Annotated in this window: 24 protein-coding genes; 11 read left to right on the top strand and 13 right to left on the bottom strand. The window is 63.1% G+C overall.

Features of this window, described 5'->3' with window-relative positions:
- The first annotated feature begins 94 nt into the window (after positions 1-94).
- The 4 genes from L1069_RS09430 to L1069_RS09415 all read left to right on the top strand — a co-directional run bounded on the left by L1069_RS09430 (position 95) and on the right by L1069_RS09415 (position 3,719).
- Positions 95-1,117 carry a P1 family peptidase gene (locus L1069_RS09430; protein WP_237455497.1) on the top strand — a complete coding sequence of 341 codons (1,023 nt, stop codon included), beginning with the start codon at positions 95-97 and terminating at the stop codon, positions 1,115-1,117.
- Between the two features lie 109 nt (positions 1,118-1,226).
- The gene (locus L1069_RS09425; protein WP_237455486.1) at positions 1,227-1,688 is read left to right on the top strand and encodes a cytochrome C; all 462 of its coding nucleotides are present in this window, start codon (positions 1,227-1,229) and stop codon (positions 1,686-1,688) included.
- A 153-nt stretch (positions 1,689-1,841) separates the two neighbouring features.
- Positions 1,842-2,384 carry an isopentenyl-diphosphate Delta-isomerase gene (idi, locus tag L1069_RS09420; RefSeq protein WP_129372401.1) on the top strand — a complete coding sequence of 181 codons (543 nt, stop codon included), beginning with the start codon at positions 1,842-1,844 and terminating at the stop codon, positions 2,382-2,384.
- Positions 2,385-2,462: 78 nt separating this feature from the next.
- Positions 2,463-3,719: a flavin-dependent oxidoreductase gene (locus L1069_RS09415; protein ID WP_237455485.1), complete on the top strand. Its 1,257-nt coding sequence runs from the start codon at positions 2,463-2,465 to the stop codon at positions 3,717-3,719.
- Between the two features lie 244 nt (positions 3,720-3,963).
- Here L1069_RS09415 and glpK read toward each other — a convergent pair whose 3' ends face one another.
- From glpK to panB, 3 genes are all read right to left on the bottom strand, one after another.
- Positions 3,964-5,454 (bottom strand): glycerol kinase GlpK, encoded by a 1,491-nt coding sequence (gene glpK / locus L1069_RS09410; protein WP_237455484.1) that lies wholly within the window; start codon positions 5,452-5,454, stop codon positions 3,964-3,966.
- 67 nt (positions 5,455-5,521) lie between these two features.
- Positions 5,522-6,382: a pantoate--beta-alanine ligase gene (panC, locus tag L1069_RS09405; protein WP_237455483.1), complete on the bottom strand. Its 861-nt coding sequence runs from the start codon at positions 6,380-6,382 to the stop codon at positions 5,522-5,524.
- Between the two features lie 8 nt (positions 6,383-6,390).
- Positions 6,391-7,221, bottom strand: coding sequence for a 3-methyl-2-oxobutanoate hydroxymethyltransferase (panB, locus tag L1069_RS09400; protein WP_237455482.1), 831 nt, complete (start codon positions 7,219-7,221; stop codon positions 6,391-6,393).
- A gap of 163 nt (positions 7,222-7,384) precedes the next feature.
- Between panB and L1069_RS09395 the strand changes: the two genes are divergently transcribed.
- Positions 7,385-8,863 (top strand): ABC transporter substrate-binding protein, encoded by a 1,479-nt coding sequence (locus L1069_RS09395; protein ID WP_237455481.1) that lies wholly within the window; start codon positions 7,385-7,387, stop codon positions 8,861-8,863.
- Between the two features lie 46 nt (positions 8,864-8,909).
- On the opposite strand, the gene L1069_RS09390 is transcribed toward L1069_RS09395, so the two are convergent.
- The gene (locus L1069_RS09390) at positions 8,910-10,028 is read right to left on the bottom strand and encodes an acetoin utilization protein AcuC (protein ID WP_237455480.1); all 1,119 of its coding nucleotides are present in this window, start codon (positions 10,026-10,028) and stop codon (positions 8,910-8,912) included.
- A 195-nt stretch (positions 10,029-10,223) separates the two neighbouring features.
- Here L1069_RS09390 and L1069_RS09385 point away from each other — a divergent pair, with 195 nt between their 5' ends.
- Genes L1069_RS09385 through L1069_RS09365 form a run of 5 tightly spaced genes read left to right on the top strand, consistent with a single transcriptional unit; the run spans position 10,224 to position 15,492 of the window.
- Positions 10,224-11,171, top strand: a complete 948-nt coding sequence (locus tag L1069_RS09385; protein ID WP_237455479.1) for an ABC transporter permease — start codon at positions 10,224-10,226, stop codon at positions 11,169-11,171.
- Positions 11,168-11,983, top strand: coding sequence for an ABC transporter permease (locus L1069_RS09380; RefSeq protein WP_237455478.1), 816 nt, complete (start codon positions 11,168-11,170; stop codon positions 11,981-11,983). The genes L1069_RS09385 and L1069_RS09380 overlap by 4 nt, the downstream gene beginning before the upstream one ends.
- Positions 11,980-13,572, top strand: coding sequence for a dipeptide ABC transporter ATP-binding protein (locus tag L1069_RS09375; RefSeq protein WP_237455477.1), 1,593 nt, complete (start codon positions 11,980-11,982; stop codon positions 13,570-13,572). The genes L1069_RS09380 and L1069_RS09375 overlap by 4 nt, the downstream gene beginning before the upstream one ends.
- On the top strand, positions 13,569-14,042 hold the full coding sequence (locus L1069_RS09370) for a GNAT family N-acetyltransferase (RefSeq protein ID WP_134831176.1): 474 nt from the start codon (positions 13,569-13,571) through the stop codon (positions 14,040-14,042). The genes L1069_RS09375 and L1069_RS09370 overlap by 4 nt, the downstream gene beginning before the upstream one ends.
- Positions 14,035-15,492: an aldehyde dehydrogenase family protein gene (locus L1069_RS09365; protein WP_237455476.1), complete on the top strand. Its 1,458-nt coding sequence runs from the start codon at positions 14,035-14,037 to the stop codon at positions 15,490-15,492. The genes L1069_RS09370 and L1069_RS09365 overlap by 8 nt, the downstream gene beginning before the upstream one ends.
- A gap of 155 nt (positions 15,493-15,647) precedes the next feature.
- On the opposite strand, the gene pncB is transcribed toward L1069_RS09365, so the two are convergent.
- The 3 genes from pncB to pncA all read right to left on the bottom strand — a co-directional run bounded on the left by pncB (position 15,648) and on the right by pncA (position 19,938).
- Positions 15,648-16,937 (bottom strand): nicotinate phosphoribosyltransferase, encoded by a 1,290-nt coding sequence (gene pncB, locus L1069_RS09360; RefSeq protein WP_237455475.1) that lies wholly within the window; start codon positions 16,935-16,937, stop codon positions 15,648-15,650.
- A 62-nt stretch (positions 16,938-16,999) separates the two neighbouring features.
- Positions 17,000-19,267, bottom strand: a complete 2,268-nt coding sequence (locus tag L1069_RS09355; RefSeq protein ID WP_237455474.1) for a PAS domain-containing hybrid sensor histidine kinase/response regulator — start codon at positions 19,265-19,267, stop codon at positions 17,000-17,002.
- 74 nt (positions 19,268-19,341) lie between these two features.
- A complete protein-coding gene (gene pncA, locus L1069_RS09350; RefSeq protein WP_237455473.1) occupies positions 19,342-19,938 on the bottom strand; it encodes a bifunctional nicotinamidase/pyrazinamidase in 597 nt (198 codons plus the stop codon).
- A 178-nt stretch (positions 19,939-20,116) separates the two neighbouring features.
- On the opposite strand from pncA, the gene L1069_RS09345 reads away from it, so the two are divergent.
- The gene (locus L1069_RS09345) at positions 20,117-21,028 is read left to right on the top strand and encodes a rhodanese-related sulfurtransferase (protein WP_237455472.1); all 912 of its coding nucleotides are present in this window, start codon (positions 20,117-20,119) and stop codon (positions 21,026-21,028) included.
- A gap of 81 nt (positions 21,029-21,109) precedes the next feature.
- Here L1069_RS09345 and L1069_RS09340 read toward each other — a convergent pair whose 3' ends face one another.
- The 6 genes from L1069_RS09340 to napE are packed head-to-tail and all read right to left on the bottom strand — an operon-like array spanning position 21,110 to position 25,719.
- Positions 21,110-21,778 carry a NapC/NirT family cytochrome c gene (locus L1069_RS09340; RefSeq protein ID WP_237455471.1) on the bottom strand — a complete coding sequence of 223 codons (669 nt, stop codon included), beginning with the start codon at positions 21,776-21,778 and terminating at the stop codon, positions 21,110-21,112.
- Positions 21,778-22,263: a nitrate reductase cytochrome c-type subunit gene (locus L1069_RS09335; RefSeq protein ID WP_129372418.1), complete on the bottom strand. Its 486-nt coding sequence runs from the start codon at positions 22,261-22,263 to the stop codon at positions 21,778-21,780. The genes L1069_RS09340 and L1069_RS09335 overlap by 1 nt, the downstream gene beginning before the upstream one ends.
- A gap of 8 nt (positions 22,264-22,271) precedes the next feature.
- Positions 22,272-24,770, bottom strand: coding sequence for a nitrate reductase catalytic subunit NapA (gene napA, locus L1069_RS09330; protein WP_129372419.1), 2,499 nt, complete (start codon positions 24,768-24,770; stop codon positions 22,272-22,274).
- Positions 24,767-25,045: a chaperone NapD gene (locus L1069_RS09325; RefSeq protein ID WP_129372420.1), complete on the bottom strand. Its 279-nt coding sequence runs from the start codon at positions 25,043-25,045 to the stop codon at positions 24,767-24,769. The genes napA and L1069_RS09325 overlap by 4 nt, the downstream gene beginning before the upstream one ends.
- A complete protein-coding gene (locus L1069_RS09320) occupies positions 25,042-25,557 on the bottom strand; it encodes a ferredoxin-type protein NapF (RefSeq protein ID WP_237455470.1) in 516 nt (171 codons plus the stop codon). The genes L1069_RS09325 and L1069_RS09320 overlap by 4 nt, the downstream gene beginning before the upstream one ends.
- A 12-nt stretch (positions 25,558-25,569) precedes the next feature.
- Positions 25,570-25,719, bottom strand: coding sequence for a periplasmic nitrate reductase, NapE protein (gene napE / locus L1069_RS09315; protein ID WP_237455469.1), 150 nt, complete (start codon positions 25,717-25,719; stop codon positions 25,570-25,572).
- Between the last annotated feature and the right edge of the window lie 299 nt (positions 25,720-26,018).

Below are 26,018 nucleotides of genomic sequence, written 5' to 3'. Positions count from 1 at the left end.
TGAAACCCTCCACCGGAGGGTTTCCATGACAGGCCTCACCTCCCGCCGGAGGCAGCGCGCCCCAGCGCGCTTCATGCAAGAAGGACTTCTCACCATGCTTCCCGGCCCTCGAAATCTGATCACCGATGTCCCCGGCATCCTGGTTGGCAATGCGCAGGATGTGGCGCTGAAATCCGGCACCACAGTTCTGACGGCAGACAAGCCCTTCACCGCATCGGTGCATGTGATGGGCGGTGCGCCGGGAACGCGGGAGACCGATCTGCTGGCGCCGGACAAATCAGTTGCCAAGATCGACGCGCTGGTTCTTTCCGGCGGCTCGGCCTTTGGTCTTGATGCCTGTTCCGGGGTGATGGACGCGCTGCACAGTCAGGGCCGCGGTTTTCCGGTTGGCCCGGCGCGGGTGCCGCTGGTGCCGGGCGCGATCCTGTTTGATCTGCTGAACGGCGGGCAGAAGGACTGGGATGAAAATCCCTACCGCGCCTTGGGCCGGGCGGCGGTTGAAGCCGCGGCAGATACCTTTGATCTTGGTACCTATGGTGCGGGCGCCGGCGCGCTGACCGCGATGGTCAAGGGCGGGCTGGGATCGGCCTCGCTGGTGCTGAACAGCGGCGTGACCGTGGGCGCGCTGGTGGCCGCCAACCCGCTGGGCGCCGTCACCACACCGGGTGAGCGGCATTTCTGGGCGGCGCCGTTTGAAATCGGGGATGAATTCGGCGGATTGGGCCCGGATCCATCCGCCGGGCTGGGCCGCAGTCCAGAGAGCCGCAAACTGGCCGCCATGCAGAAGCTGGGCGGCGCCCCGATGCCGCAAGAGCGCGCCAATACCACCATCGCCATTGTAGCCACGGATGCCGCACTCAGCAAGGCGCAGTGCCAGCGCCTGGCCACCACCGCCCATGACGGCATCGGCCGCGCAATTGTCCCCGCCCATGCCCCCGGCGACGGCGATCTGGTCTTTGCCGCCAGCACCGGCGCCCGCGCCCTGGAAAACCCGGATGCGGACCTTGGACCGGTCTGCCATGCCGCAGCGCTGTGCCTTAGCCGTGCCATTGCCCGTGCCGTCTCACACGCCCGCCCGGACCCTGGCGATCTGCTGCCCTGCTGGGCGGCGCCATAAGGGTCCGCAACTTCTTGCCATGACTTTGATGCGCGTCAAACTGCCGGTTGACACCGCCGGCTATTGGATCATGAGTCAAACCTGCCAACTCAAAACCGGAGCAAGCAATATGAAACCTCTCGTAACAGCCGCCATTTTCGGCCTCCTCGCCGCCCCTGCCTTTGCCGAAGGCGACCCGGCCAAGGGGGAAAAGGGGTTTAATAAATGCAAATCCTGCCACATGGTCGTCTCGGACGACGGCGATGTGATTGTTAAGGGCGGCAAGACCGGCCCGAACCTGTGGGGGCTGGCAGGCCGCGCGGCCGGCAGCACCGAAGGCTTCAAATACAGCAAGGACCTGGTTGCGGCAGGCGAAGCCGGGCTGGTCTGGGACGAAGCGAATTTCGTCGGCTTCACCACCGACCCCAAGAAATTCCTGCAGGCTGAAACCGGCAACGCCAAAGCCAAGTCAAAAATGTCCTTCCGTCTGAAGAAGGGCGGCGAGGATATCTTTGCTTTCCTGGCCAGCCACGGCCCGGCGCCGGCTGAAGAACCCGCCGCGGAAGAAAACGCGGAAGCCGCTTCCGAGTAAGGCCGGATTTTCCGGCAGCACGGCCACAAAGCCGCGGCATTTTCGCCGCGGCTTTTCGCGTAATTGCTTTCGTAACCCGCAAAGGTTAGCGGTAGGAGCCAGGCCATCGCAGTTGCGGCAGGCCGCGCCAGAAAAAACCGTCACGGACACAGCATGAGCCACATGATCCCCGCCTGGGTGAACGGCGATTTGACACCTGTTGACAAGCTCGCCGCGCATGAGCGCGGGCTGAAACACAAGGCGGTCTCCGTTTTTGTGGTGAAAGGCGTGGAAATCCTGATGCAGCGCCGGGCAATGGGGAAGTACCACACCCCCGGCCTCTGGGCGAACACCTGCTGCACCCATCCGATGTGGGACGAGCAGCCCTCGGCCTGTGCCGTGCGGCGGATGCAGGAAGAGCTGGGCCTGACCGGCCTCTATCCTGAGTTCCGCCATCACCTGGAATACCGCGCCGATGTCGGCAACGGCCTGGTCGAGCATGAGGCCGTGGATGTGTTCCTGGCCCATGCCCACCGCCCCTTGACCATCACCCCAAACCCGGACGAAGTCATGGAGACCCGCTGGGTCGATTACCATGACCTTCTGGCCGAAGTCAGCCGCCACCCGGAACGGTTCACGCCCTGGCTGAAAATCTATCTGCACAATTATGCCGATGTGATCTTTGGCCCCGACCTGATCATCGGCGGCCGGCGCTGACCATTTACCCTTTCCGCCAGCTTGCTCCCCGCCGCGCGCCGTGGTTATCTGCCCGCGCAATTAGGGAGTATACTTATTATGTCCATCCTCATCGCGGGCGGCGGCATTGCAGGGCTGACACTGGGGCTGACGCTGCATCAGATCGGGGTCCCATTTCAGATTTATGAGGCAGTCCGCGGCCTGAAACCGCTGGGTGTTGGCATCAACCTGCAGCCCAACGCGGTGCGGGAGCTGTTCGATTTGGGCCTGAAGGCAGAACTGGACGCGATTGCTGTCCGGACCCGGCAGCTGGGATTTTACAGCAAGCTTGGCAAAACGATCTGGGAGGAGCCGCGCGGTACCCGCGCCGGCTATGACTGGCCGCAGTATTCGGCGCACCGTGGCGCGCTGCAGATGATGCTCTACCGGACCCTGGTGGAGCGCGCGGGGACGGGCTGTTTTAAGACCGGCGCACGGGCGGCAAGGTTTGAGAATACGGCGGAAGGTGCTGCGCTGCTGCTGGCGGACGGGCAGCGGATCGAAGGATCGCTGGTGGTGGCGGCAGACGGCATCCATTCCGCCCTGCGCGCACAGATGGTGCCGGAGGAAGGCGCGCCCATCTGGAACGGCCGTATCCTGTGGCGGGCCGCCGCCCGCGCGCCTGCCTTCAAGGGCGGCGCGGCGATGGCGATGATCGGCAATGATCATCTGCGGCTGGTGGCCTACCCGATCTCGGCGCCGGACGCCGATGGCCGCGTCACAATGAACTGGATCGCCGAGAAGAGCTTTGATCCTTCCGCCCCATGGCGCCGGGAAGACTGGAACCGGCCTGCGGATATCACTGAGTTCCTGCCGGATTTCGCAGCCTGGCGGTTTGATTGGATTGACGTGCCCGCCCTGATCTGCGGTGCCGGGACGGTCTATGAATACCCGATGGTGGACCGCAACCCGCTGGAGCGCTGGACGACCGGCAACGTGTCTCTGATGGGTGACGCTGCCCATCCGACCTATCCGGTAGGATCAAACGGCGCCAGCCAGGCCATTGTGGACGCGCGGGTGATCGGCACCAGGCTGCTGAAGCACGGGGTGAACGCTGGCGCTTTGCAAGCCTATGAAGCAGAAGTGCGCCCCGTCACGACGGCTGTAGGTCTGGCAAACCGCGCTGGCGGCGGACCGGACGGGGTGCTGCAGCGGGTCGAGGATCTCTGCGGCGGCGACTTCGGGGACATCAGCGAGGTGATCCCGCAGGCGGAGCTGGCCGCCCATGCCGCCAAATACAAGATGATTGCGGGCTTCTCCATCGAGGAGTTGAACGCCCGCCCGCCAACCATCCCGGCAGGCGCCCGCATCAGCTGAGGCACGCCGCGGCCAGCCGCGGGTCAAGGGCGGCACAGCCGCCGTGCCGCAGGCACGGTTCACCCTTGAGGCGCGGATGGCCGCTATCACCCTGGAATGGGCGCGTTTAAGGGCAGTTCTGACCTTGAACCGCGTCTAAGCAAAGGGAAAACGCCGCGCAAAGCGCGGCGCTACGCCCAACTGTGAGGCGCATTCGCAGAATGTGGCGGAACAGGCGGGAGCGCCCTGCCCTGCCCGCCTGACGTCAAACCCCGATCACCGCCTGAACCGCGCGCTGCCAGCGCGCATAAGCCGCCTGCCGCGCCGCAGGCTGCATCAGCGGCGCAAACTGGCGGTCTAGCTTCCAGGTGTCGGCGAACCCCGTCTGATCCGGATAGATCCCGGCCCGCATCCCCGCCAGCCAGGCGGCGCCAAGTGCTGTGGTTTCCTGCATCACCGGGCGGTCGACGGCGGCACCCAGGATGTCCGACAGGCTCTGCATCGCCCAGTCGCTGGCGCTCATGCCGCCATCGACGCGCAGGGTCACGGTGTGGTGGCTGTCGTCCTCCCAGTCGGCACGCATCGCCTCATAGAGATCGCGGGTCTGGTAGGCGACGCTTTGCAGCGCGGCGCGGGCAAATTCCGCCGGGCCGGAGTTGCGGCTGAGGCCGAACATGCCGCCACGGCATTCCGGCTCCCAGTAAGGGGCGCCAAGACCGGTGAAGGCGGGCACCAGGATCACGTCCTGTCCCGGATCGGCCCGCAGCGCCAGCTCGCCCGACTGTGACGCCTCTTCAATGATCCCCAGCCCGTCGCGCAGCCATTGCACCGCGGCGCCGGCGATGAAGATCGAACCTTCCAGCGCATAGGTCGGCTTGCCATCGAGCTGATAGGCGATGGTGGTCAGCATCCGGTTCTTCGACACCACCGGTTCGTCGCCGGTGTTCAAAAGGGCAAAGCAGCCGGTGCCATAGGTGGATTTCATCATTCCCGGCTGGAAACAGGCCTGGCCGATGGTGGCTGCCTGCTGGTCGCCGGCCACGCCCAGGATCGGCACAGCGCCGCCCAGGATCTCCGGGTCGGTGGTGCCGAAATCTGCGGCGCTGTCCTTGACCTCCGGCAGCATCTGCTGCGGCACATCCAGCAGATCGCTGATGGTGCGGCTCCAGCGGCCCTTGCGGATGTCATACATCAGCGTCCTCGCGGCGTTGGTGGCGTCGGTGACGTGCGAGGCACCGCCGGTCAGCCGCCAGATCAGAAAGGTATCCACCGTGCCGAACAGCAGATCGCCCGCCGCCGCCCGCTCGCGCGCGCCGGGCACCATGTCGAGGATCCACTTCACCTTGGTGCCGGAGAAATAGGGATCGAGCAGCAGCCCGGTGCGGTCGGCCACCATCTCAGCCTGGCCATCCTGGCGCAGCTGCTCGCAAATGGCGGCAGTGCGGCGGTCCTGCCAGACAATGGCGTTGTGAATGGCTTTGCCGCTGGTCTTATCCCAGACCACGGTGGTTTCGCGCTGGTTGGTGATGCCAATGCCCGCAATGTCCGCGGCAGACACATCCAGCTCCGCCATCACCTTGCGGCAGACGGCGATAGTGGTCTCCCAGATCTCTTCCGGGTCATGCTCCACCCAGCCTGCCTGCGGGTAGTGCTGGGTGAACTCCTGCTGCGCGCTGCCCGCGACCTGCATTCCCGCATCAAACAGGATTGCCCGGGTCGACGTGGTGCCCTGATCAATTGCCAGAATATAGGTCATCGGCTGCCCTCCAGTCTCCTCTGACCGGGGAGCATAAACGCAAAAGTGTTACCGCTGCCAGCCCCTACTAAGAATTTAGTTGAGGAACTTCGATATTATCGATCAGCCGGACGCCATCCATCCAGGCGGCGGCCAGCAGACGGGCGGGACGGGAGGGGCTGTCCAGCGCCTCCAGCGTCTGAGCGCAGCGCAGGTCGAAGTATTCCACGTCGCCGAATCCTGCCTCTGCCAGTGTCTGGCGCGCAGCAGTCTCCAGCGGCGCCCAGGCTCCGCCTGCTGATGCCTTGGCGGCGGCTACCCGCATCGCGGCATTCAGCGCTGCCGCCTTGGCAAGCCTGTCCTTTGGCAGCAGCAGATTGCGCGAGGACATGGCAAGGCCCGACGCCTCGCGCACGGTTTCGCAGCCGATGACCTCGATCGGGATATCCAGATCGCGTGCCATGCGGGTCACCACCATCAGCTGCTGGTAATCCTTCTGGCCGAAAAACGCCTTATCCGCGCTGGTTTGCAAAAACAGCTTGGCCACAACCGTTGCCACCCCGTCGAAATGACCGGGGCGGAATGGGCCTTCCATCACGTCCGTAATGCTGCCGGCGACCGAGACATTGGTGGCGTAACCCTCCGGGTAGATCTGGTCCGGGTCCGGGACATAGATCAGATCCACCCCCAGATGTGCGAGCTTTTGCGCGTCGTCAGCTTCAGTCCGGGGGTAGTTCTCCAGGTCTTCCGGCTTGTTGAACTGCTTGGGGTTCACGAAGATGGTCACGATCACCCGGTCGCAGGACTGTTTGGCTGCTGCGGCCAGTGACAGATGGCCGGCGTGCAGCGCGCCCATGGTCGGCACCAGGCCGATGGTTTCGCCGGCACGGCGCCATGCGGCTGTCTTGGCGCGCAGATCAGACAGGCGGCGCAGGATCAGAGCAGTCATGTCGGCAGTCATCCTTTGGAGGGCGCCTGATCGGCAAACACATGCTCAGCCGCCGGGAAGCTGCGGGCACGGACCTCGGCGGCGTATTCGGCAATACCAGCCTCGGCCAGCGGTCCAAGATCGGCATAGCGTTTCACGAACTTCGGCTTGAAGGCGGTGAAAAAGCCCAGCATGTCGTCGACCACCAGGATCTGCCCGTCGCAGCCGGCACTGGCGCCGATGCCGATGGTGGGGATTGCCACTTCGGCGGTGATCTTGTCAGCCAGCTTCTGCGGTACCTTTTCAAGCACCACGGAAAACGCGCCGGCATCGGCCACCGCACGGGCATCAGCCAGCACTGCGTCAGCTTGCGTATCGCGGCCCTGCACCTTGTAGCCGCCCAGCGTATTGATCGACTGCGGTGTAAGACCGATATGCGCCATTACCGGAATGCCGCGCCTGACCAGAAAGCGGATGGTTTCGGCCATCCCGACGCCGCCCTCCAGCTTGACCGCGGCGCAGCCGGTTTCCGCCATCAGCCGGGCGGCATTGCGGAATGCCTGCTGCGGGCTTTCTTCATAAGACCCGAAGGGCATGTCGATCACCAGCATCGCCTGTTCCAGACCACGCGCCACCGCCTGGCCGTGCAGGATCATCATCTCCATCGTCACGCCCAGGGTGGAGGTCAGCCCGTGCAGCACCATGCCGACGCTGTCGCCGACCAGCACGAAATCGCAGTGTTTGTCCATCAACCGCGCCATCGGCGTGGTATAGGCTGTCAGGCTCACCAAAGGTGTGCCGCCCTTGCGGGCCCGGAGGTCTTCGGCGTTGGGCGCCTGTTTCTTGGCTGTTGCGCTCATGGCTTCCTGTCCGCAGTTCGAATAGCGCCCGGATTACCAATTAACGCCGCGTGCTTCCAGTGCGCGAAATGCCACCCGCCCTTGATTACGCTCGGGAAACAGGGAAACTCGTTTCCAATAGGCGCCATTAAAGGCCCGTATTTTGCACACAGGGAGATTTCAGATGGCCTTCAAGTCCTTTGTAGTTGCTGCCAGTTCCGCGCTGGCCTTGATGGCGGGCGCCGCCTGGGCCAAGGACAGCGTCACCATCGGTCTGCAGCTGGAACCGCCGCATCTGGACCCGACCAGCGCCGCCGCACAGGCCATCGATTCGGTAGTTTACAGCAACATTTTCGAAGGGCTGACCCGGTTCATGGGCGATGGATCCGTGGTGCCGGGCCTCGCCGAAAACTGGGAAATCTCTGAGGACGGCACCGTCTATACCTTCCGCTTGCGTGCGGGCGTCACCTTTCACGACGGCAGCGCGATGGATGCGGAGGACGTGAAATTCTCGCTTGACCGCGCCCGCGCCGAAGACAGCACCAACGCGCAGAAAACGCTGTTTGAGGGGATCGTGTCGGTGGATGCGGTGAACCCGCAGACCGTCAAAGTCACTCTGGACGCGCCGAACGGCAGTTTCCTGTTCAATCTGGCTTGGGGCGATGCGGTGATTGTGGCACCGGAGAGCATCGAGGATATCAAGACCAGCCCGGTCGGCACCGGCGCCTTTACCTTTCAAGAATGGGTGCAGGGCGACCGGATCAGCCTGGCGCGCAATCCGGAGTATTGGGGCGAACAGCCCGCGCTGGCCTCGGCCACCTTTAAATTCATCTCCGATCCCACCGCTGCCTTTGCCGCGATGATGGCCGAGGATATCGACGCCTTTGACAACTTCCCGGCGCCGGAGAACCTGCCGCAATTCGAGGCTGATCCGCGGTTCCAGGTGCTGGTGGGATCGACCGAGGGCGAGACGATCCTGTCCACCAACAACAAACAGCCGCCATTCGACGACGCGCGCGTACGCCAGGCTGTGGCCTATGCCATCGACCGGCAGTCCATCATTGACGGCGCGATGTTCGGCTATGGCACCCCCATCGGCACCCATTTTGCACCGCATAACCCGGCCTATAAAGATCTGACCGGCACGTCATCCTTTGATCCTGAGAAGGCCAAGGCGCTGCTGGCGGAGGCTGGTCTGCCTGACGGGTTTGAGACCACATTGCATCTGCCGCCGCCCTCTTATGCCCGCCGCGGCGGCGAAATTGTTGCGGCGCAGCTGGCCCAGGTGGGGATCAAGGCGGAGATCATCAACGTGGAATGGGCGCAGTGGCTGGAATCTGTCTTTCGCGGCAAAAGCTTTGGCCTGACGATCATCAGCCATACCGAGCCGATGGACATCGGCATCTATGCCCGGCCCGAGTATTACTTTCAGTATGACAGCAAGCCATTCCAGGAGCTTATGGCGAAGCTGAACGCCACCACCGATCCGGACGCCCGCACCGCGCTGCTGCAAGAGGCGCAAGAGATTATCGCGGCGGATTACGTCAATGGCTACCTGTTCCAGCTGGCCAAGCTGGGGGTGGCCAAAGCCGGGTTGCAGGGGCTGTGGGAGAACGCGCCCACCGCCGCCGTCGACCTCAGCGCGCTTAGCTGGGCGGAGTAGCAGCAGGCATACTTTTGCCCGGCGGCACCGCCGGGCCCTCACCACGCTACAAACTCTGTCTAGCCCGCAAGTAAGCCACCCTCTCCCGGATTTCCCTCCGGACCTCCCCGCCCCGCGGCTGGTCGCGCAGCGTGGTGAACCAATGCTCCGGCGGGTTACGGCCCAGACGGTTGCCGTTGAACTGCAGCCCGCGCAGCACATCCTGGCCGGCCCCCGGCAGCCTCTTCGGAACATCAAACCCGTTCAGCGTGGCCCAGACCCCGGTCCAGAGCCGCCCGACCGACCACGGATTATAGCCGCCGCCGCCCAGCACCAGCAATCGCGGCGCCATCCCCATCAGCGCCCGCACCACCGCCCAATGCGCATTGTTCGACAGGTCCAGATGCGGCAGCGGATCCTCTGTCACCGCATCCGCCCCGCATTGCAGCACGATGGCATCCGGTGCGAAATCCTCCACCGCGGGCAGAATCAGCGCGTCGCGGATATGGGCCATCTCATCATCGTTAAAACCACGCGGCACTGGCATGTTCAGGGCCGAGCCGCCCGCGTCCTCAACCAGCGTGCCTGTCTTGGGCCAGAGGTTCTCCTCATGCACCGAGATCATCAGCACGTCCCTGTCGCCGGCAAAGCCATGCTCCACCCCGTCGGAATGATGCGCGTCGATGTCCACATAGGCGATCCGCCGGGCACCGTGATGGCGCAGGGACAGCATCGCCAGCACCGGATCGTTCAGATAGCAAAAGCCGTTGGCCCGGTCCGGCATCCCGTGGTGGGTGCCGCCCGCCGGGTTGTAGACGATGCCGCCCCCTGCCAGCAGCTCACCCGCCAGGATCGATCCGCCCGCGGCAGTGGCCGGGCGGCGGAACATCTCCGGAAACACCGGGTTGGAAATGCTGCCCAAATGGTGCCGCACCCGAACGTCTTCGCTTACAGACTGCGCCGCCTCTGCCGCTTGCAGCGCCGCAACATATTCGGGCGTGTGCCAAACAGTCAGCGCTGCCGGTTTCGCCCGGGGCGAATTCACATAGGCCTGATCCGGCAGCCAGCCCAGCGCCCGGGACAGATCCATCACGGTTGAGACCCGTGGCACCCGCAACGGATGCGTGCCGCCATAAGACGATCCGCGATAGATTTCCGATCCAATGAACAGGGGGCGCGTCAGCATAAGGCAGTGGTAGCCGGTTTCCGCCCGCAGCCAAAGCACATCGCACCGGGGCGGGCAGCCGCTTGCCCGGCGCGGTGCGCCTGTTGCCGGCGGGTCCGGTACAACTTCTTGACGTTGCGCGCTTTTATGCTCTGCCGCGCGTTTCTCTTCGCTGCCCACTGGACCGGACCGCCCGGCGCTCCTAACGTGGCGGGCATGTTGCGTTACGCCCTGAAACGCCTGTTGTCGCTGATTGCCAGCCTGGCCGTGGCCTCGCTGGTGATTTTTCTTGTGGTGGAGGTGGCGCCGGGCGATCCGGCCTCCTTCATGCTGGGGGTCAATGCACAGCCCGATACAGTCGCTGCGCTGCGCACCGAACTGGGGCTGGATCAGGGCAAGGCCGCCCGTTACCTTAGCTGGGCCGCCGGCATGCTGCGCGGCGACTTCGGCACCTCCTACACGTACCGCACGCCAGTTGCCGGCATGATTGCAGACCGGCTGTGGGTGTCGCTGCCGCTGGCGCTTTATGCGCTGACGCTCTCCACGCTCATCGCCTTTCCGGCCGGCATCTACGCTGCTGCCCGCCGCGGCAAGCCCGGGGACATGGCCGTGATCGGGGCTACCCAGCTGGGTGTCGCCGTGCCGAACTTCTGGTTTGCGATGATGCTCGTGCTGATCTTTGCCATCAACCTGCGCTGGTTCGGAGCCGGCGGCTTTCCGGGCTGGGATGCCGGGCTTTGGACCGGCGTCCATGCGCTCACCCTGCCCGCGATTGCACTGGCGCTGCCGCAGGCTGCGATCCTGACACGGGTGATGCGCTCGGCGCTGCTCGACATCCTGGCCGAGGATTTCATGCGCACCGCCCGCGCCAAGGGGCTCTCGCGCCGCCAGGCTCTTTGGCGGCATGGGGTCAGGAATGCCCTGATCCCGGTGCTGACCATCATCGGCCTGCAGTTTTCGTTCCTGCTCGCGGGCGCCATCATCATTGAGCAGGTGTTCTACCTGCCCGGCCTCGGGCGACTGGTGTTCCAGGCCATTTCCTCCCGCGATCTGATCGTGGTGGAGTCGGTGGTGATGCTGCTGGTCTTTGCCGTCATTACGGTGAATTTCCTGGTCGATCTCGCCTATGCGCTGGTCGACCCGCGCCTCAGGAGCCGGACATGACCCGCAACCTGATCCTTGGCGGCGTGCTGTCCTCGCTGGTGCTGCTGGCGGCGCTGGTGTCGTTTCTGTGGACGCCGTTCGACCACGCGGCAATGAACATCCCAGCCAAACTGCAAACGCCTAATGCGCAGCACTGGCTGGGCACCGATCATTTCGGGCGCGACCTGATGTCGATGATCATGGTCGGCGCCCGCACCTCCATCGCCGTGGCGCTGGTGGCTGTCGGCATAGGCATGGGCGCGGGTGTGCCGCTGGGGCTGGCCGCCGCCGCGCGCAACGGGACGTGGCTGGATGAGGGGATCATGCGCGGCAATGATCTGGTCTTTGCCTTCCCCTCGCTGGTGATCGCCATCCTGATTACAGCCGTCCTTGGCGCCGGCGCTGTCAACGCCATCATCGCCATCGGCATCTTCAACATCCCCGTCTTTGCCCGCATCACCCGCGCCGCCGCGCTGAGCCTGTGGGAACGCGAATTCATCCTGGCCGCCCGCGTCGCCGGCAAGGGCGCGGCACGGATCTCGGCTGAGCATATCCTGCCCAATGTGATGAACCTGCTGATCGTGCAGGGCACCATCCAGTTCTCGCTGGGTATCCTAGCGGAAGCGGGTCTCAGCTATGTCGGCCTCGGCGCCCAGCCGCCCACCCCTAGCTGGGGCCGGATGCTGGCCGACGCTCAGACAATGGTCAGCTTTGCCCCGCATCTGGCACTTGTGCCGGGCATGGCCATCATCCTGACCGTGCTGGGACTGAACCTGCTGGGCGACGGGTTACGCGATTTCCTGGACCCGAAACTAAGGTTGGCACGCGCATGACGCTACTGGATGTCACCAGCCTGTCGGTCAGGATCGGCGCTTTTCAAGTGCTGAAGGATGTCTGCTTCCACATCGAGCCGGGCGAGATCGTGGCGGTCACCGGCGAAAGCGGGTCGGGCAAGTCGATGACCGCACTCGCCATCCTGCAGCTGCTGCCGGACCTTGCGGAGGCCAAGGGGTACATCACGCTGAGCGGCACCCAGTTGCTGGAGCAGTCCGAGACGCAAATGTGCGCCCTGCGCGGCCAGTCCATCGGCATGGTGTTCCAGGAGCCGATGACCGCGCTGAACCCGGTCAAAACCATCGGTGCGCAGGTGATGGAGACGATCCTGATCCACAAGGCGATGCCCCGCAGGCAAGCCGAAGCCCGCGCCCGCGAGGTGCTGGAGCGGGTAGGCCTGCCGGCGGACCGTTTCCCCCTGTCGCGCTTTCCGCATGAGCTGTCGGGCGGCCAGCGCCAGCGGGTGGTGATCGCAATGGCCATTGCTTTGCGCCCCAAGCTGCTGATCGCGGATGAGCCCACCACCGCGCTGGATGTCACCACCCAGGCGCAGATTCTGGAGCTGCTGAAGGACCTGGTTCAGGACTATGGCATGGGGTTGATGATCATCAGCCATGACCTGGCCGTCGTCGCGGACCTGGCCGACCGGATCGTCGTCATGCGGAACGGCGGAGTGGTGGAAACCGGTCACACCACCTGGCTTTTGCGCAACATGCGGCATCCCTACACGCGGATGCTGTTTAAAGCCTCCAGCCATCAGGTGGCGCTGCCGGACCCGCCCGCCCCCGCGCCGCTGCTGGAGGTCAGGAATGCGGTCCGCGACTACAGAACTCCGCGCGAATCACTGTTTTCCAGACCCGGCACATTCCGCGCCGTGAACAATGTCTCCTTTACCCTGAACCGCGGCGAACGGCTGGGACTGGTGGGTGAGTCGGGGTGCGGAAAATCGACCCTGACACGGGCGATTCTAGGGCTGGAACCACTGCAGGGCGGGGAAATCCGCCTCGATGGAGAGCCTGTTGCGACTCACCTCAACCCGACGATTCGACGGAAAGTCCAGGTTGTGTTCCAGGACCCCTATGGCAGTTTCAACCCGCGTCACCGGGTGGAGCGGCTGATCACCGAACCTTTCCATTTGCTGCCTGATCCGCCAAGCGGAGCGGCGCGCGCCGGGCTTATTTCCGAAACCCTCGCCGCTGTCGGGTTGAACCCCGAAGATGCCGGCAAATACATCCACCAGTTCTCCGGCGGCCAGCGCCAGCGTATTGCAATTGCCCGCGCATTGATCACCCGTCCAGAGTTGATCATCTTTGACGAGGCGGTCTCCGCTCTCGACGTCTCGGTCCGGGCCCGGATCCTTGATCTGCTGGCGGAGCTGTGCGAGGCCTATGCCCTCACCTATCTGTTCATCAGCCATGACCTGAGCGTGGTGCGGACGATCACCGACCGCTGCCTGGTGATGCAAAAAGGCGAGATCGTCGAGCAGGGCGCAACCGGGGCCATGTTCAGCAATCCGCAGCATCCCTATACCCGGCAGCTGATTGCCGCCGCGCCGGTTCTTCCCGATCTGAATTCGGGGGCTGCATGACCCTGTCGCTGGCGCTGATCATGCCGCGGGAACAGGCCTTGCTGGCCGCAGCGATGGCTCCCTATTTCAAGGAGACAGCGCCGCACGCGGCGATCGATCCTACCGAGCGTGCAGGCCAGATGCTGCACCGCAAAGATGTGACCGCCTTCTGGCTGCGCAAGGACAGCACCCGCATCGGCTTTGCCATCGTGCTGAACCTGCCCGATGACCGGCGCGAATTGTCGGAGTTCTGCATTCTGCCGCAGCACCGCCGCCAGGGCTGGGGCCAGGAAGCCGCTTGCCTTATCCTGCAGGAGTTTCCAGGGCGCTGGCGCATGGGATTGTCAAAATCCTCGCGCCAGGCAGTGGCGTTCTGGGGCACATGCCTCAGTCTCCTGCCTGGCATCCGGGACTTGCGCGAGGGCGCGCCCTTCACCGGACATCAGATCAAAAGCTACACATTCGACGTTGCAGGAGCCCATGATGACTGACGCCTCCCCTCTCTGGTTCGATCCCGCGCTGTGCCTCATCGGCGGCGCTTGGCTTCCTGCCGCCAGCGGCGGAACCCTGCCTTTGGTGAACCCCTCGGATGGCAGCGAAATCTGCCGGATCCCCCGCGGCGGTGCAGCGGATATAGAGGCTGCGGTGCAGGCCGCAGATGCTGCCTTGGAGGGGGAATGGGGCGCGATGACAGCGCTGGAGCGCGGCCGCATCCTGACACGGATCGGACAGCTGGTGCTGGAACGGGTGGAGCAACTGACCGCGCTGGAAGCGATGGACGTGGGCAAGCCGCTGACTCAGGCGCGGGCCGATGCGCTGGCGCTGGCGCGCTACTGCGAATTCTACGGCGGCGCAGCGGATAAGGTGATGGGAGAGACCATCCCTTATTTGGACGGTTTCACCGTCTATACGCTGCGCGAACCGCATGGGGTGACGGGGCATATCGTGCCCTGGAACTACCCGATGCAGATCATCGGGCGTTCGGTGGGTGCGGCGCTGGCAATGGGCAATGCCTGCGTTCTGAAACCGGCCGAAGAAGCCTGCCTGACGGCACTGGCTTTTGCCCGTATCGCGGTCGAGGCCGGGCTGCCCGCCGGCGCGCTGAATGTGGTGCCGGGTCTGGGAGGGGAAGCCGGCGCGGCGCTGGCAGGGCATCCAAATGTGCAGCATCTTTCCTTTACCGGCTCGGTGCGCACGGGCGCACTGGTGCAGCAGGCCGCAGGCGCCAATGTGGTTCCGGTGACGCTGGAGCTGGGCGGCAAGTCTCCGCAGCTTGTGTTCGACGATGCGGATCTGGACGCCGCATTGCCGTTTCTTGTGAATGCAGGCATCCAGAATGCAGGCCAGACCTGTTCGGCCTCCTCGCGTATTCTGGTGCAGCGCGGGGTCTACGGCGAGGTGAAGGCGCGGATGGCAGATGCCTACCGTGACCTGAAGGCGGGGCCGGCAAAGGACGACCTGCAGCTGGGACCGCTGATCTCTGCCCGGCAAAAACAGATTGTCGAGAGCTATCTGGAGCAGGGCGCGAATCTGCCGGTTGCGGCCCAAGGCACCATTTCCCCGCAGGCGCCGGAAGCGGGTGCCTATGTCCGGCCCACTCTGTTTGCAGACGTGCCGTCGGATCATGCGCTGGCCCGCGAGGAGGTCTTTGGCCCGGTGCAGGTGCTGATCCCGTTTGAGACCGAAGAAGACGCCGTGCGGATTGCCAACAGCACCGATTACGGTCTGGTGGCCAGCGTCTGGACCCGAGACGGCGCACGGCAGATGCGGCTGGCAAAGCGTCTTCGGGCCGGGCAGGTGTTCCTTAACAATTACGGCGCCGGCGGCGGCGTTGAACTGCCCTTTGGCGGTGTCGGGAAATCCGGCCATGGGCGGGAAAAGGGGTTTGAAGCGCTCTATGGGTTCTCGCAGCTCAAGACCGTGGCCGCCCATCACGGTTAGGCCCCGCTGCCGCAAGAGGTTTTGCGCCGTGCGTTGCACAATGCCCGGCAGGCCGCGCGTCCAGCGCGGTCTGCCGGGCCCAAGGGGCGCCCTTGCTCTTCAAAGCAGGGGCAACGCGCGGGAGCCAGCCCGTTCTTTGCAGCGCAGGAAGAGAGTCAAACAATAACGTCCAGCCGTTCCTGAGAACCGACTCCGAACACTTGCTTGTAGCGCGCAATCTCCTTTGCAGGCCCCATTGCCTTTTCCGGATTGTCCGACAGTTTCACGGTCGGGCGGCCATTGGCGGCAACCGCCTTGCAGACCAGCGAAAACGGCGCCAGCGCGTTATCCTTCACCAGCCCGCGGAAGTCGTTGGTCAGCAGCGTGCCCCAACCAAAGGACACCTTGGTGCGGTTCGAGAACTGCGCGTGCAGGTCCTGGATCTGCTGCACATCGAGCCCGTCGGAAAAGATCACCCGTTTCTCCGCCGGATCCTCGCCGCGGTCCTGCCACCAATTGATCGCAACCTCCGCGCCCTTGGCCGGATCGCCGCTGTCGATACGGATGCCGGTCCAGCCGGCCAGCCAATCGGGCGCACGGTCCAGGAAGCCTTGGGTGCCGTAGGTGTCGGGCAGGATGATGCGCAGGTTTCCCTCGTGCTCGTCATGCCAGTCGGACAGAACGTCATAGGGCGCTTGGGCCAGCTTCGCGTCATCTTCAGCCAGCGCGGAATAGACCATCGGCAGCTCATGGGCATTGGTGCCGATCGCCTCCACTTCTCGGCGCATCGCGATGAGACAGTTGGAGGTGCCGGTGAATTTGCCGCCCAGCCCCTCGTGCATCGCCTGCACGCACCAGTCCTGCCACAGGAACGAGTGCCGCCGCCGGGTGCCGAAATCGGCGATGGTCAGCCCGTCCACGTCCCGCAGGCGATCGATCTTTTCCCAGACCTTGGTCATGGCGCGGGCATAGAGCACTTGCAGCTCAAACCGGCCCATGCTGTTGATCACCGCACGGCTGCGCAGCTCCATCAGCACCGCCAGCGCCGGGATTTCCCACAGCATCACTTCGTGCCATTTGCCCTCGAAGGTCAGCTCATACTGATCGCCCCTGCGCTCTAGATGATAGGGCGGCAGGCGCAGGCCTTCGAACCATTCCATGAAGTCAGGGCGGAACATCTGCCGCTTGCCGTAAAAGGTATTGCCGCGCAGCCAAGTGCTTTCACCGCGGCTGAGCGACAGCGAGCGGATGTGGTCGAGCTGTTCGCGCAGCTCGCCCTCGTCGATCAGCCGGGCCAGCGGCACCTGCGCGGAACGGTTGATCAAGGAGAAGGTCACTGTCGTGTCCGGCTTGTTGCGAAACACCGACTGGCACATCAGAAGCTTGTAAAAATCCGTATCAATCAGCGATCGGACAATCGGATCGATTTTCCATTTGTGATTGTAGACGCGGGTTGCAATATCCACCGGCAGCCTCGTGCATAAGGGTCACTGATTGATAGGATAGCGCGCCTGCAGGAGCAAGGAAATCAACCCGCGCGGCGGGCTTGTGCTTGCGGTGCCAATTGGCCCAGCACCTCCAAAAGCACACCCCGGTTGATCGGCTTGCTCATAAAGTTATCCATGCCGGCATCCAGGCAGGCCTTACGGTCAGACTCAAAGGCGTTGGCGGTCAGGGCCACAATGGCCGGCTGCGGGCGGGCCCTGGCCCGGATCATCCGGGTGGCCTCCAGCCCATCCATTTCCGGCATCGACATATCCATCAGAATGATATCGGGCGCAAAATCCTCAAAACGCGCCACTGCCTCGCGGCCATCCTTGGCAAAGGCCAGCTCTACCGGGACGGATTGCAAGAATTTTTCAATCAGCACCCGGTTCACCGCGTTGTCCTCGGCCACCAGAACCCGCAGGCCGTCCAGTGCGGGGGAACCGTCCGGATAGGCCGGTGCCGCGGGCGCCTTTTCGGGTTCGGGCTGAGGTGTTTGCAACTGCAGCCGCACCGTAAAACAGGACCCCAAGCCCGGTTCCGACGTGACCGTGATACTGCCGTCCATCGCTTCCGCAATGCGGCGGGAAATGGCCAGCCCAAGCCCAGTACCGCCAAAACGGCGGCTGATTGCAGCATCCGCCTGAGAAAAACGCTCAAACACCGTGCCAAGCTTTTCCGCGGCGATGCCAATTCCGGTATCTGCAACCGAGAACACCAGGTCGCGGCCTGTCCCTGACGCCGCCGGTTCGGCATCTAGTGTCACCAGCACCCGTCCCTGATCCGTGAATTTGATCGCATTGCCGGTGAGATTCATCAGAACCTGCCGGATCCGCCGGTCATCCCCCCGCAGCAGGCTGGGCACACGACCGGTGATTTTCAGTACCAGCTCCAACTCTTTGGCGTCTGCCTGGGCCTGCAGCAGGCGGATGGTTTCCTCAAAACAGGCGTGCGGATCAAAATTGACCCGGCTGAGGTTAAGCTCCTCGGCATCCATTTGCGAAAAATCGAGCACATCATTTATCAGCGCCAGCAGGGTATCCGCCGAACTGAGGATGGTGTCTGTGTAAAGCGTTTGCTCTTCGTCCATGCTGCTTTCGCGCAGCAACTGGGCCATGCCGATCACACCATTCATCGGTGTACGGATTTCGTGGCTCATCGTGGCCAGAAAATCAGCCTTGGCCCGGGCGCCTTCCTCGGCAGCGATACGGGCCTGCTCCAGTTGCTGGGCATGTTCCTTGGCGGCGGTGATGTCCCGCTCCACTGCGATCAAGGTCTCCAGTTCGCCGGCAGCGTTCAGCATCGGCACCTGGCTGGTCTCGATCCAGACCAGCCGGCCGTCCTTGCAGCGGTTGCGGACTTCCACCCGCAGAGGGCGCGCATGGAGAACACTGTCTTGCAGCTGGCGGATTGTCTCAGCGTCCGTCTCGCCGCTGTTCAGCAGATCGCCGGGCAACTGACCCTGCGCTTCGTCAAAGCTGTAACCGGTGATGCGGGTGAAACTGTCGTTCACCCAGGTGATGCGCCCGTCGCGGTCCATCAGCATCACGCTGTCGTTGGCGCTTTCAGCAACCAGCGCCAGACGCTTGGCCTCCATCTTCTGGTCGGAAAGCCGGACATAGGCGGCTTCCAGTTCCTCCTGCTGGAGCGCCTGAGACAGCAAAGCGCTGCGGGTCCGGCTGAAATTGCGCCTGACATAGGTCAGAAACCAGAAAAAGGAGGCATAAAGAACTGCCAGCCCTGCCAGATGAAGGAAATACTCAGGTGCCAGAACCGGGGTTCCAACGATCTCCACGGCCAGAAAGGCAACCGGCAGTACCGCATAGGTGACAAGTCTGGTTATGACTGCAAGCGGATGATACGGCAGCACCAGCCCGGCATTGATCGCCATCCCGGTAAGCAGACCGATTGTAAAAAGCGGCTCATTATGGGCGTGCGGCACCAATCCCGGCATTTCGACCCAGAACGGCACCGACGCGGCCGCGCCGAGCGCCAAGGCGTGCAAAAAGGCGGTCAGCGCCGTCAGCAGCCGCAGCCCCCCTTCGCTCATCCCGCGGCGGACCAGATGGTCTGCCTGGCGCAGCAGAAGGCAGTCCGCAACATCCCCGGCAAGCGCAATCGCAAACGCCAGCAGCGTATAGAGCGGCGGCACGACCAGCCCAAGAACGGCAAAAGCAAAAAGCATGAACAACAGGCGGGCCCCGAACGCGCGGACACGGCCGCGGCAATAGCGCAACAGCAGCTCAAGCGAGCCGTATCGTTTTCTAAAGTTGGCCAGCGGTCCATTGCCGGTCCAGTCCGAAGTGTCCATCAATCAGCCTTGGCGTCTATCGGGGTGCCCGCACAGCATAGCAACGCCTTTATTAATATTTCGCCCCAATCTCCTTAAGATTGCAGGATTATGTTATTGCTCTCCATTCTCTCCAGCGCCGCCTGCAGCGATCCGTCCAGATCAATAGCGCGGCAGGCCGCCAGCTCAACCGTTACGGAAAAGCCTAGCCGCGCCGCATCCAGAGCAGTGAAGGCAACACAGAAATCAGTGGCCAGTCCAGCCAGGGTCAGCGCAGTGATGCCGCGGCTGCGCAAATACCCCTCCAGCCCGGTGGGGGTGGAGTGATCGTTCTCAAAGAACCCCGAATAGCTGTCAATCCCTGGCCGGAAGCCCTTGCGGATGATCAGGTCGCCATCGGTGCGCAAACCCTTGCGAAATGCGGCACCATCGCTGCCCTGCACGCAGTGATCCGGCCACAAAACCTGGGTGCCATAAGGCATATTGGTCGTTTCAAACGAGTTCTTTTCCGGATGTGAAGACGCAAAGGAGGAATGCCCCGCCGGGTGCCAGTCCTGGGTCAGGATCACGGCATCGAACCGGTCCATCATGGCGTTTACGGGGGCCACCACCTCATCCCCTCCGGGCACGGCCAGCGCGCCCCCGGGGCAGAAATCATTCTGTACATCCACGACAATCAGAGCCTGGGTCATCGGCAATTCCTTTGCTGGGCACACAATATGTAGCGGCGGCGGCGGATCTTGGAAACTCCCGCCGGGCAGTCGCGAACCGGTGCAGCAATTAACATGCATCCAAAGCCCTTATTTTACTGGCTCATCGGCGGCGGCTCTTTCTCTTGAATTACCCGCGCCATGGTTCTAAGGGCGGGGTATGTACACAATTGCTGCCCTCTATCACTTCACCCGTTTCCCCGATCCCGCCGCGATCCGTCCGGCGCTGCTGGAGCTATGCCAGGCGCAAGACGTCAAAGGCTCGCTGCTGCTGGCGCAGGAGGGGATCAATGGCACCATCGCCGGACCGCGCGCAGGTATCGATGCGGTGCTGGCCCATATCAAGGGCTTGCCCGGCTGCGCGGATCTGGACTGGAAAGAAGCCACCGCCGCTGAGCCGCCCTTTGGCAGGATGAAGGTGCGGCTGAAGAAAGAGATCGTGACGATGGGCCAGCCGAACGTGGATCCGCTGGCATCTGTTGGCCATTACGTTGAGCCGGAGGAATGGAACGATCTGATCCGGCAGGACGATGTTGTCCTGATCGACACCCGCAACGATTACGAAGTGGCGATCGGCACCTTTGAAGGCGCGATTGATCCCATGACCGAGTCGTTCCGCGACTTTCCGGCCTGGTGGGAAAAGAACAAGGACCGCTTTCACAACAAGCGGGTTGCGATGTTCTGCACCGGCGGCATCCGCTGTGAGAAATCGACCAACTACCTGCTGGGCCAGGGGGTAGAGGACGTCTATCACCTGAAGGGCGGCATCCTGCGCTATCTGGAGGAAATGCCAGCGGAAAACAGCACCTGGGAAGGTGAATGTTTTGTCTTCGACAACCGGGTGTCGGTCGGCCACGGGCTGGTGGAAGGCCCGCATGAGCTGTGCCACGGCTGCCGCCGCCCGATCCTGCCCGAGGACAAGGCGCGCCCCGGGTTTGAGCAGGGCGTCACCTGCCATCAGTGCATCGATCAGACCTCGGAAGAAGACAAGGCGCGGTTCCGTGAGCGGCAGAAGCAGATGATGCTGGCCCGCAAACGCGGCGCGGATCATCTGGGCAGCATCCCTCTGTAAACCGCCGGACAACAGACACCAAAAAAGGCCGCTGCCCATCGAGGCAGCGGCCTTTTTAGTTGTTTGCGGGGGCTGGCAGCGTCAGTCGCTGCTCAGCCCCAGATAGCTGCGGGTGCTGGCCAGCAGGCCTTCACCGTGGACCGGGGCCAGTAGACCGGCATGATCTTCGCCTTCGGCGGCGCTCATGTCGGGCAGCTGGTGGGCGATGCCTTTGTGGCAGCTGATGCAGGTTTTTTCACCGGTGAACAGGAAGCGTTCATGCGCATCCGCAGCCCGTTTGGACTGGCGGGTGATGTCCATCGACTCGTCCGAGTGGCAGTTGCGGCATTCCAGCGAGTCGTTGGCCTCAAGCCGCGCCCATTCGTGCTGCGCCAGTTCCAGCCGGTGCTCCAGGAATTTCTCGCGCGTGTTGATGGTACCGAAGATCTTGCCCCAGACCTCCTTGGAGGCCTGCATTTTGCGGGCGATCTTGTTGGACCATTGATGCGGCACGTGGCAGTCCGGGCAGGACGCCCGCACGCCGGAGCGGTTGGAATAGTGGATCGTCGGCTTCAGCTCCTCAAACACGTTGTCGCGCATCTCGTGGCAGCTGGTGCAGAAGGCCTCGGTATTGGTGACCTCAAGCGCGGTGTTGAAACCGCCCCAGAAGATGATCCCCATCACAAAGCCGCCCATGGTCAAGAAGCCAAGCGAGAAGAAGGCGCTGGGGCGGGTGATGATCCACCACAGACGTTTTAAGAAACCCCACATCAGTCAGACCCGCCCTGTTTCGAGTGCACGTAGTCCAGTACCTGATCGACATCGACAAACTCGTTTTCAACCAGCGGCCGGGCATTGGTCTGCACGACGTGGCACTGGGTGCAGAAATACCGCCGCGGGCTGATCGCGCCCAGCGTCTGGCCCTCGCGGTTCATGAAGTGGGTGACCGAGATCATCGGCGCCTGGCTGACCTCAACCGCGGTGCGGCTGTGGCAGGTCAGGCATTTGTTGGAATTGAGATCCACCTGATAATTGTCGGTCTTGTGCGGGATCAGCGGCGGCTGATCCGGGTAATTGCGCACCTGGCGGATGTCGGTGTTGACGATGCCGGGGATCTGGGTGGCTTCGCCCTGTTCACCCAGCGGCGCGTTGTTGCGCAGCGTGGCGACCTGATTCTGGGCAAAAGCTGGTGAAGCCATAAAGACCGGGGCCAGCAGGATCGGAGCGGCCAGGATGGCGAGACGGAGATGTTTCATGACGGGCCTCACACTGCTTCGATACGGACTGCGCATTTCTTGTAGTCCGTCTGTTTCGAGATCGGATCGGTGGCATCCAGCGTGACCTTGTTGATCAGCCGGCGCGCATCGAACCAGGGCACAAACACCAGACCTTTGGGCGGCTTATTGCGGCCGCGGGTTTCAACCCGGGTGCGGATTTCACCGCGCCGCGAGATGATCCGCACTTCGGTGCCGCGCCGGAACCCCTGGGCCTTGGCATCGTCCGGGTGCATGTAGCACAGCGCGTCGGGGACGGCCTGATACAGCTCTGGCACCCGCTGGGTCATCGAGCCGGAGTGCCAATGTTCCAGCACGCGGCCAGTGGCCAGCCATATCGGGTATTCCGCGTCCGGGCTTTCCGCCGGCGGCTCGTAGGGCAGCGCAAAGATCACCGCTTTGCCGTCGGGCTTGCCATAGAACTCGTAGTCCGAGCCCGGGGTCACATAGGGGTCTGAGCCTTCCTTGAAGCGCCAGCGGGTTTCCTTGCCGTCGACCACTGGCCAGCGCAGCCCGCGTTCCTCGTGGTAGCGGTCAAAAGGTGCCAGATCGTGGCCGTGGCCGCGGCCGAACTCTGCATATTCCTCGAACAGACCCTTTTGGAGATAGAAACCAAAGTCTTCGGATTCGTGGTTGCCGTACTCTTTGGCTTTCTCGGTCAGTTCAAACTGGTCAACCTTGCCGTTGGCAAACAGCACGTCGAACAGGGTCTTGCCTTTATACTCCGGGTTGGCGTCCAGCAGCTCGGCCGGCCAGACCTCATCGGTGGTGAAGCGTTTGGAGAACTCGGCCAGCTGCCACAGGTCGGACCTGGATTCACCCGGTGCATTGACCAGCTGGTACCAGAACTGAGTGCGGCGCTCGGCGTTGCCATAGGCACCTTCTTTCTCCACCCACATCGCGGCGGGCAGGATCAGATCGGCGGCCTCTGCGGTCACCGTCGGATAGGCATCCGACACCACGATAAAGTTGTCGGGGTTGCGGTAGCCCGGCAGCCCTTCCTCCATCATGTTGGGGGCGGCCTGCATGTTGTTGTTCACCTGCACCCAGTAGCAGTTGATCTTGCCGTCCTTCAGGTCGCGGTTCTGTTTCACCGCGTGGGAGCCGACCCAGCCGGGCACGGTGCCTTCAGGCAGATTCCAGATTTTTTCAGCAAAGGCGCGGTGTTCGGGGTTCTTCACCACCAGATCCGCAGGCAGGCGGTGCGAGAAAGTCCCCACTTCGCGCGCAGTGCCGCAGGCCGACGGCTGGCCGGTCAGCGAGAACGGCGAGTTGCCGGGGGTGGAGATTTTGCCGGTCAGCAGGTGGATGTTGTAAAGCAGGTTATTGGTCCAGACACCGCGGGTGTGCTGGTTAACGCCCATGGTCCACAGCGACATGACCTTGGTGTCGGGATCCGCATAAAGCTTGGCGATCTTCTCCAGAGTCTCGGCCGGAACACCGGACATTTCCTCAGCTTTTTCAAGCGTGTATTCGGAGACGAATTCGGCGAACTCCTCAAAGCTCATCGGCTCGGAGCCGCCTGCCTTGTCGTTGTTCTCGGCGGCCTGCTCCAGCGGGTGTTCAGGGCGCAGGCCATAGCCGATGTCCTGATTGCCACGGCGGAAGTTCACGTGTTTGCCGACAAAGTCCTTATGCACCGCATCATTCTGGATGATGTAGTTGGCGATGTAGTTCAGGATCACCATGTCGGTCTGCGGGGTGAACACCGCCGGGATGTCGGCCAGGTCGAAGCTGCGGTGGGTAAAGGTCGACAGAACCGCCACCTTCACATGCGGATGGCTGAACCGGCGGTCGGTGATGCGGGTCCACAGGATCGGGTGCATCTCGGCCATGTTCGAGCCCCACAGCACAAAGGCGTCGGCGTTCTCGAAGTCGTCATAGCAGCCCATCGGCTCGTCGATGCCGAAGGTGCGCATGAAACCGCCCACAGCGCTGGCCATGCAATGGCGCGCGTTGGGGTCGATGTTGTTGGAGCGAAAGCCCGCCTTCATCAGCTTGGACGCGGCATAGCCCTCCCAGACTGTCCACTGGCCGGAGCCGAACATGCCAATGCCCTCGGGGCCTTTTTCGGCCAGGGTCTTCTTCCACTTCTCGGCCATGATATCAAAGGCTTCATCCCAGGAAACCGGGGTGAATTCGCCTTCTTTGTCATATTCGCCATTGGTCTTGCGCAGCAGCGGCTGGGTCAGACGGTCGGCGCCATACATGATCTTCGAGAGGAAGTAGCCCTTGACGCAGTTCAACCCGCGGTTCACCTCGGCCTGGGTGTCGCCATGGGTGGCAACCACGCGGCCGGCCTTGGTGGCGACCATGATCGAACAGCCGGTACCGCAGAAACGGCAGGCCGCCTTGGACCATTTCAGCTCGGTCACATTGGCGTCGGTGACAAGGTTCTGTGCTGCCGCAGGGATCGGCAGGCCGGCGGCAAGTGCCGCAGCTGCGGCTGCCTGCGCCTTGATGGCGTCGCGGCGGGTAAGTCCGGTCATTGGGGGACTCCTTCTTCAATAGCGAGATCCTGCGCATCGCAGGTTTGATGAAAGACAAGCGCCGCGCTGGCGACACCGTCGAGAAGCTGAATTCTGGCCAAGGCATCGCCGATGACCCGGTCGCTTTCGGCCTCGAACAGGACGACGATCTTGCCCGAGGGGTCGGCTTGCGAAATCTCGGCGCCTGCCATGGATTTGATGTCGGCAAGGACGGCCTCCATGTGTACAGGGTTGCTGCGCACCAGCAGGCTGGAAATATGGATCTCTTCTGTCACGCGGGCGTCCTTTGCTGGCGGGGATCGCAGAGTGCGATGGCATTGTTGGGACAGGTGGACAGGCAGGCACCGCAGCCGGTGCAGGCGCCGGGATCCACCTGAATGGCGCCGACCGGGCGGACCGACAGGTCCATCCGAAGGGCACGAGGGTCGCAAATGTCGGTGCACAGCTGGCAGGCGATTCCGGCGGCATTCAGGCAACTGCTGGTGATCTCCACCGTCACCGGCCAGGGCGCTGGCTGTGCCAGATCGAACACCGCTTGCGGGCAGGCTTCGGCACAGGCGCCGCAAAATGTGCATTCGCCGCCGTGGAAACTGATCCGCGGGCGGCTGCGGCTGTCGAATTCGATGATGTTCTCCGGGCAGCTATCCACGCAGGCATTGCAGCCGGTGCACTGCGCCTGCACCCGGGCCTCATCCGTCCAGGGCGGACGGAATTCCGGATCCGGGCGGGCCACTTTCCCGGTCAGGAAGGCGCGCCGCGAGGGGGCTGTGCTGGCATGTGCTGGCATTGGCCTGGCCTCTTACCCGGCCGGCGGTCCCAGGAAGATCTGGGAGATCCAGATGACCAGGCCGTATCCGCCGACCAGTCCCACCGCCAGTACCGGCGCCAGAACCACGGCAAGGAACAGGAAGGTGTTCCGCTCTTCGGCTTTGCTTGGCTGTTCGGACATTTTTTGTCCTCCTTGGCTCGTACAAATGTAGCGCAGCAAGCCGGCCGGAAAAGGCCGCATCTGATTCCGGTTTTCTGAACAGTGCCGCGTCGCTGGCAGGAGAATGCGCAGGACGGCCGTACTGCACTTTGATCTGAATCATTTCCCGGGCGGTAGATTTGGCAAAACCAAACATTCAAACAATCGAAATTAACGATATCAATATTTCCAGAGCGCTTCCAACCGCGAACATCGCAATCCTATTTGGGACACGCCTATGTCTCGGGAATTGTTTGGGAAGTGCCGCCAGCCAGCCTCGT

Origin of the sequence: Leisingera sp. MMG026, assembly GCF_021654205.1 — a bacterium.
GTDB lineage: Bacteria > Pseudomonadota > Alphaproteobacteria > Rhodobacterales > Rhodobacteraceae > Leisingera.
Note: the sequence above shows the minus strand (reverse complement) of the source record. Positions and strands in the feature narration are given on the sequence as shown.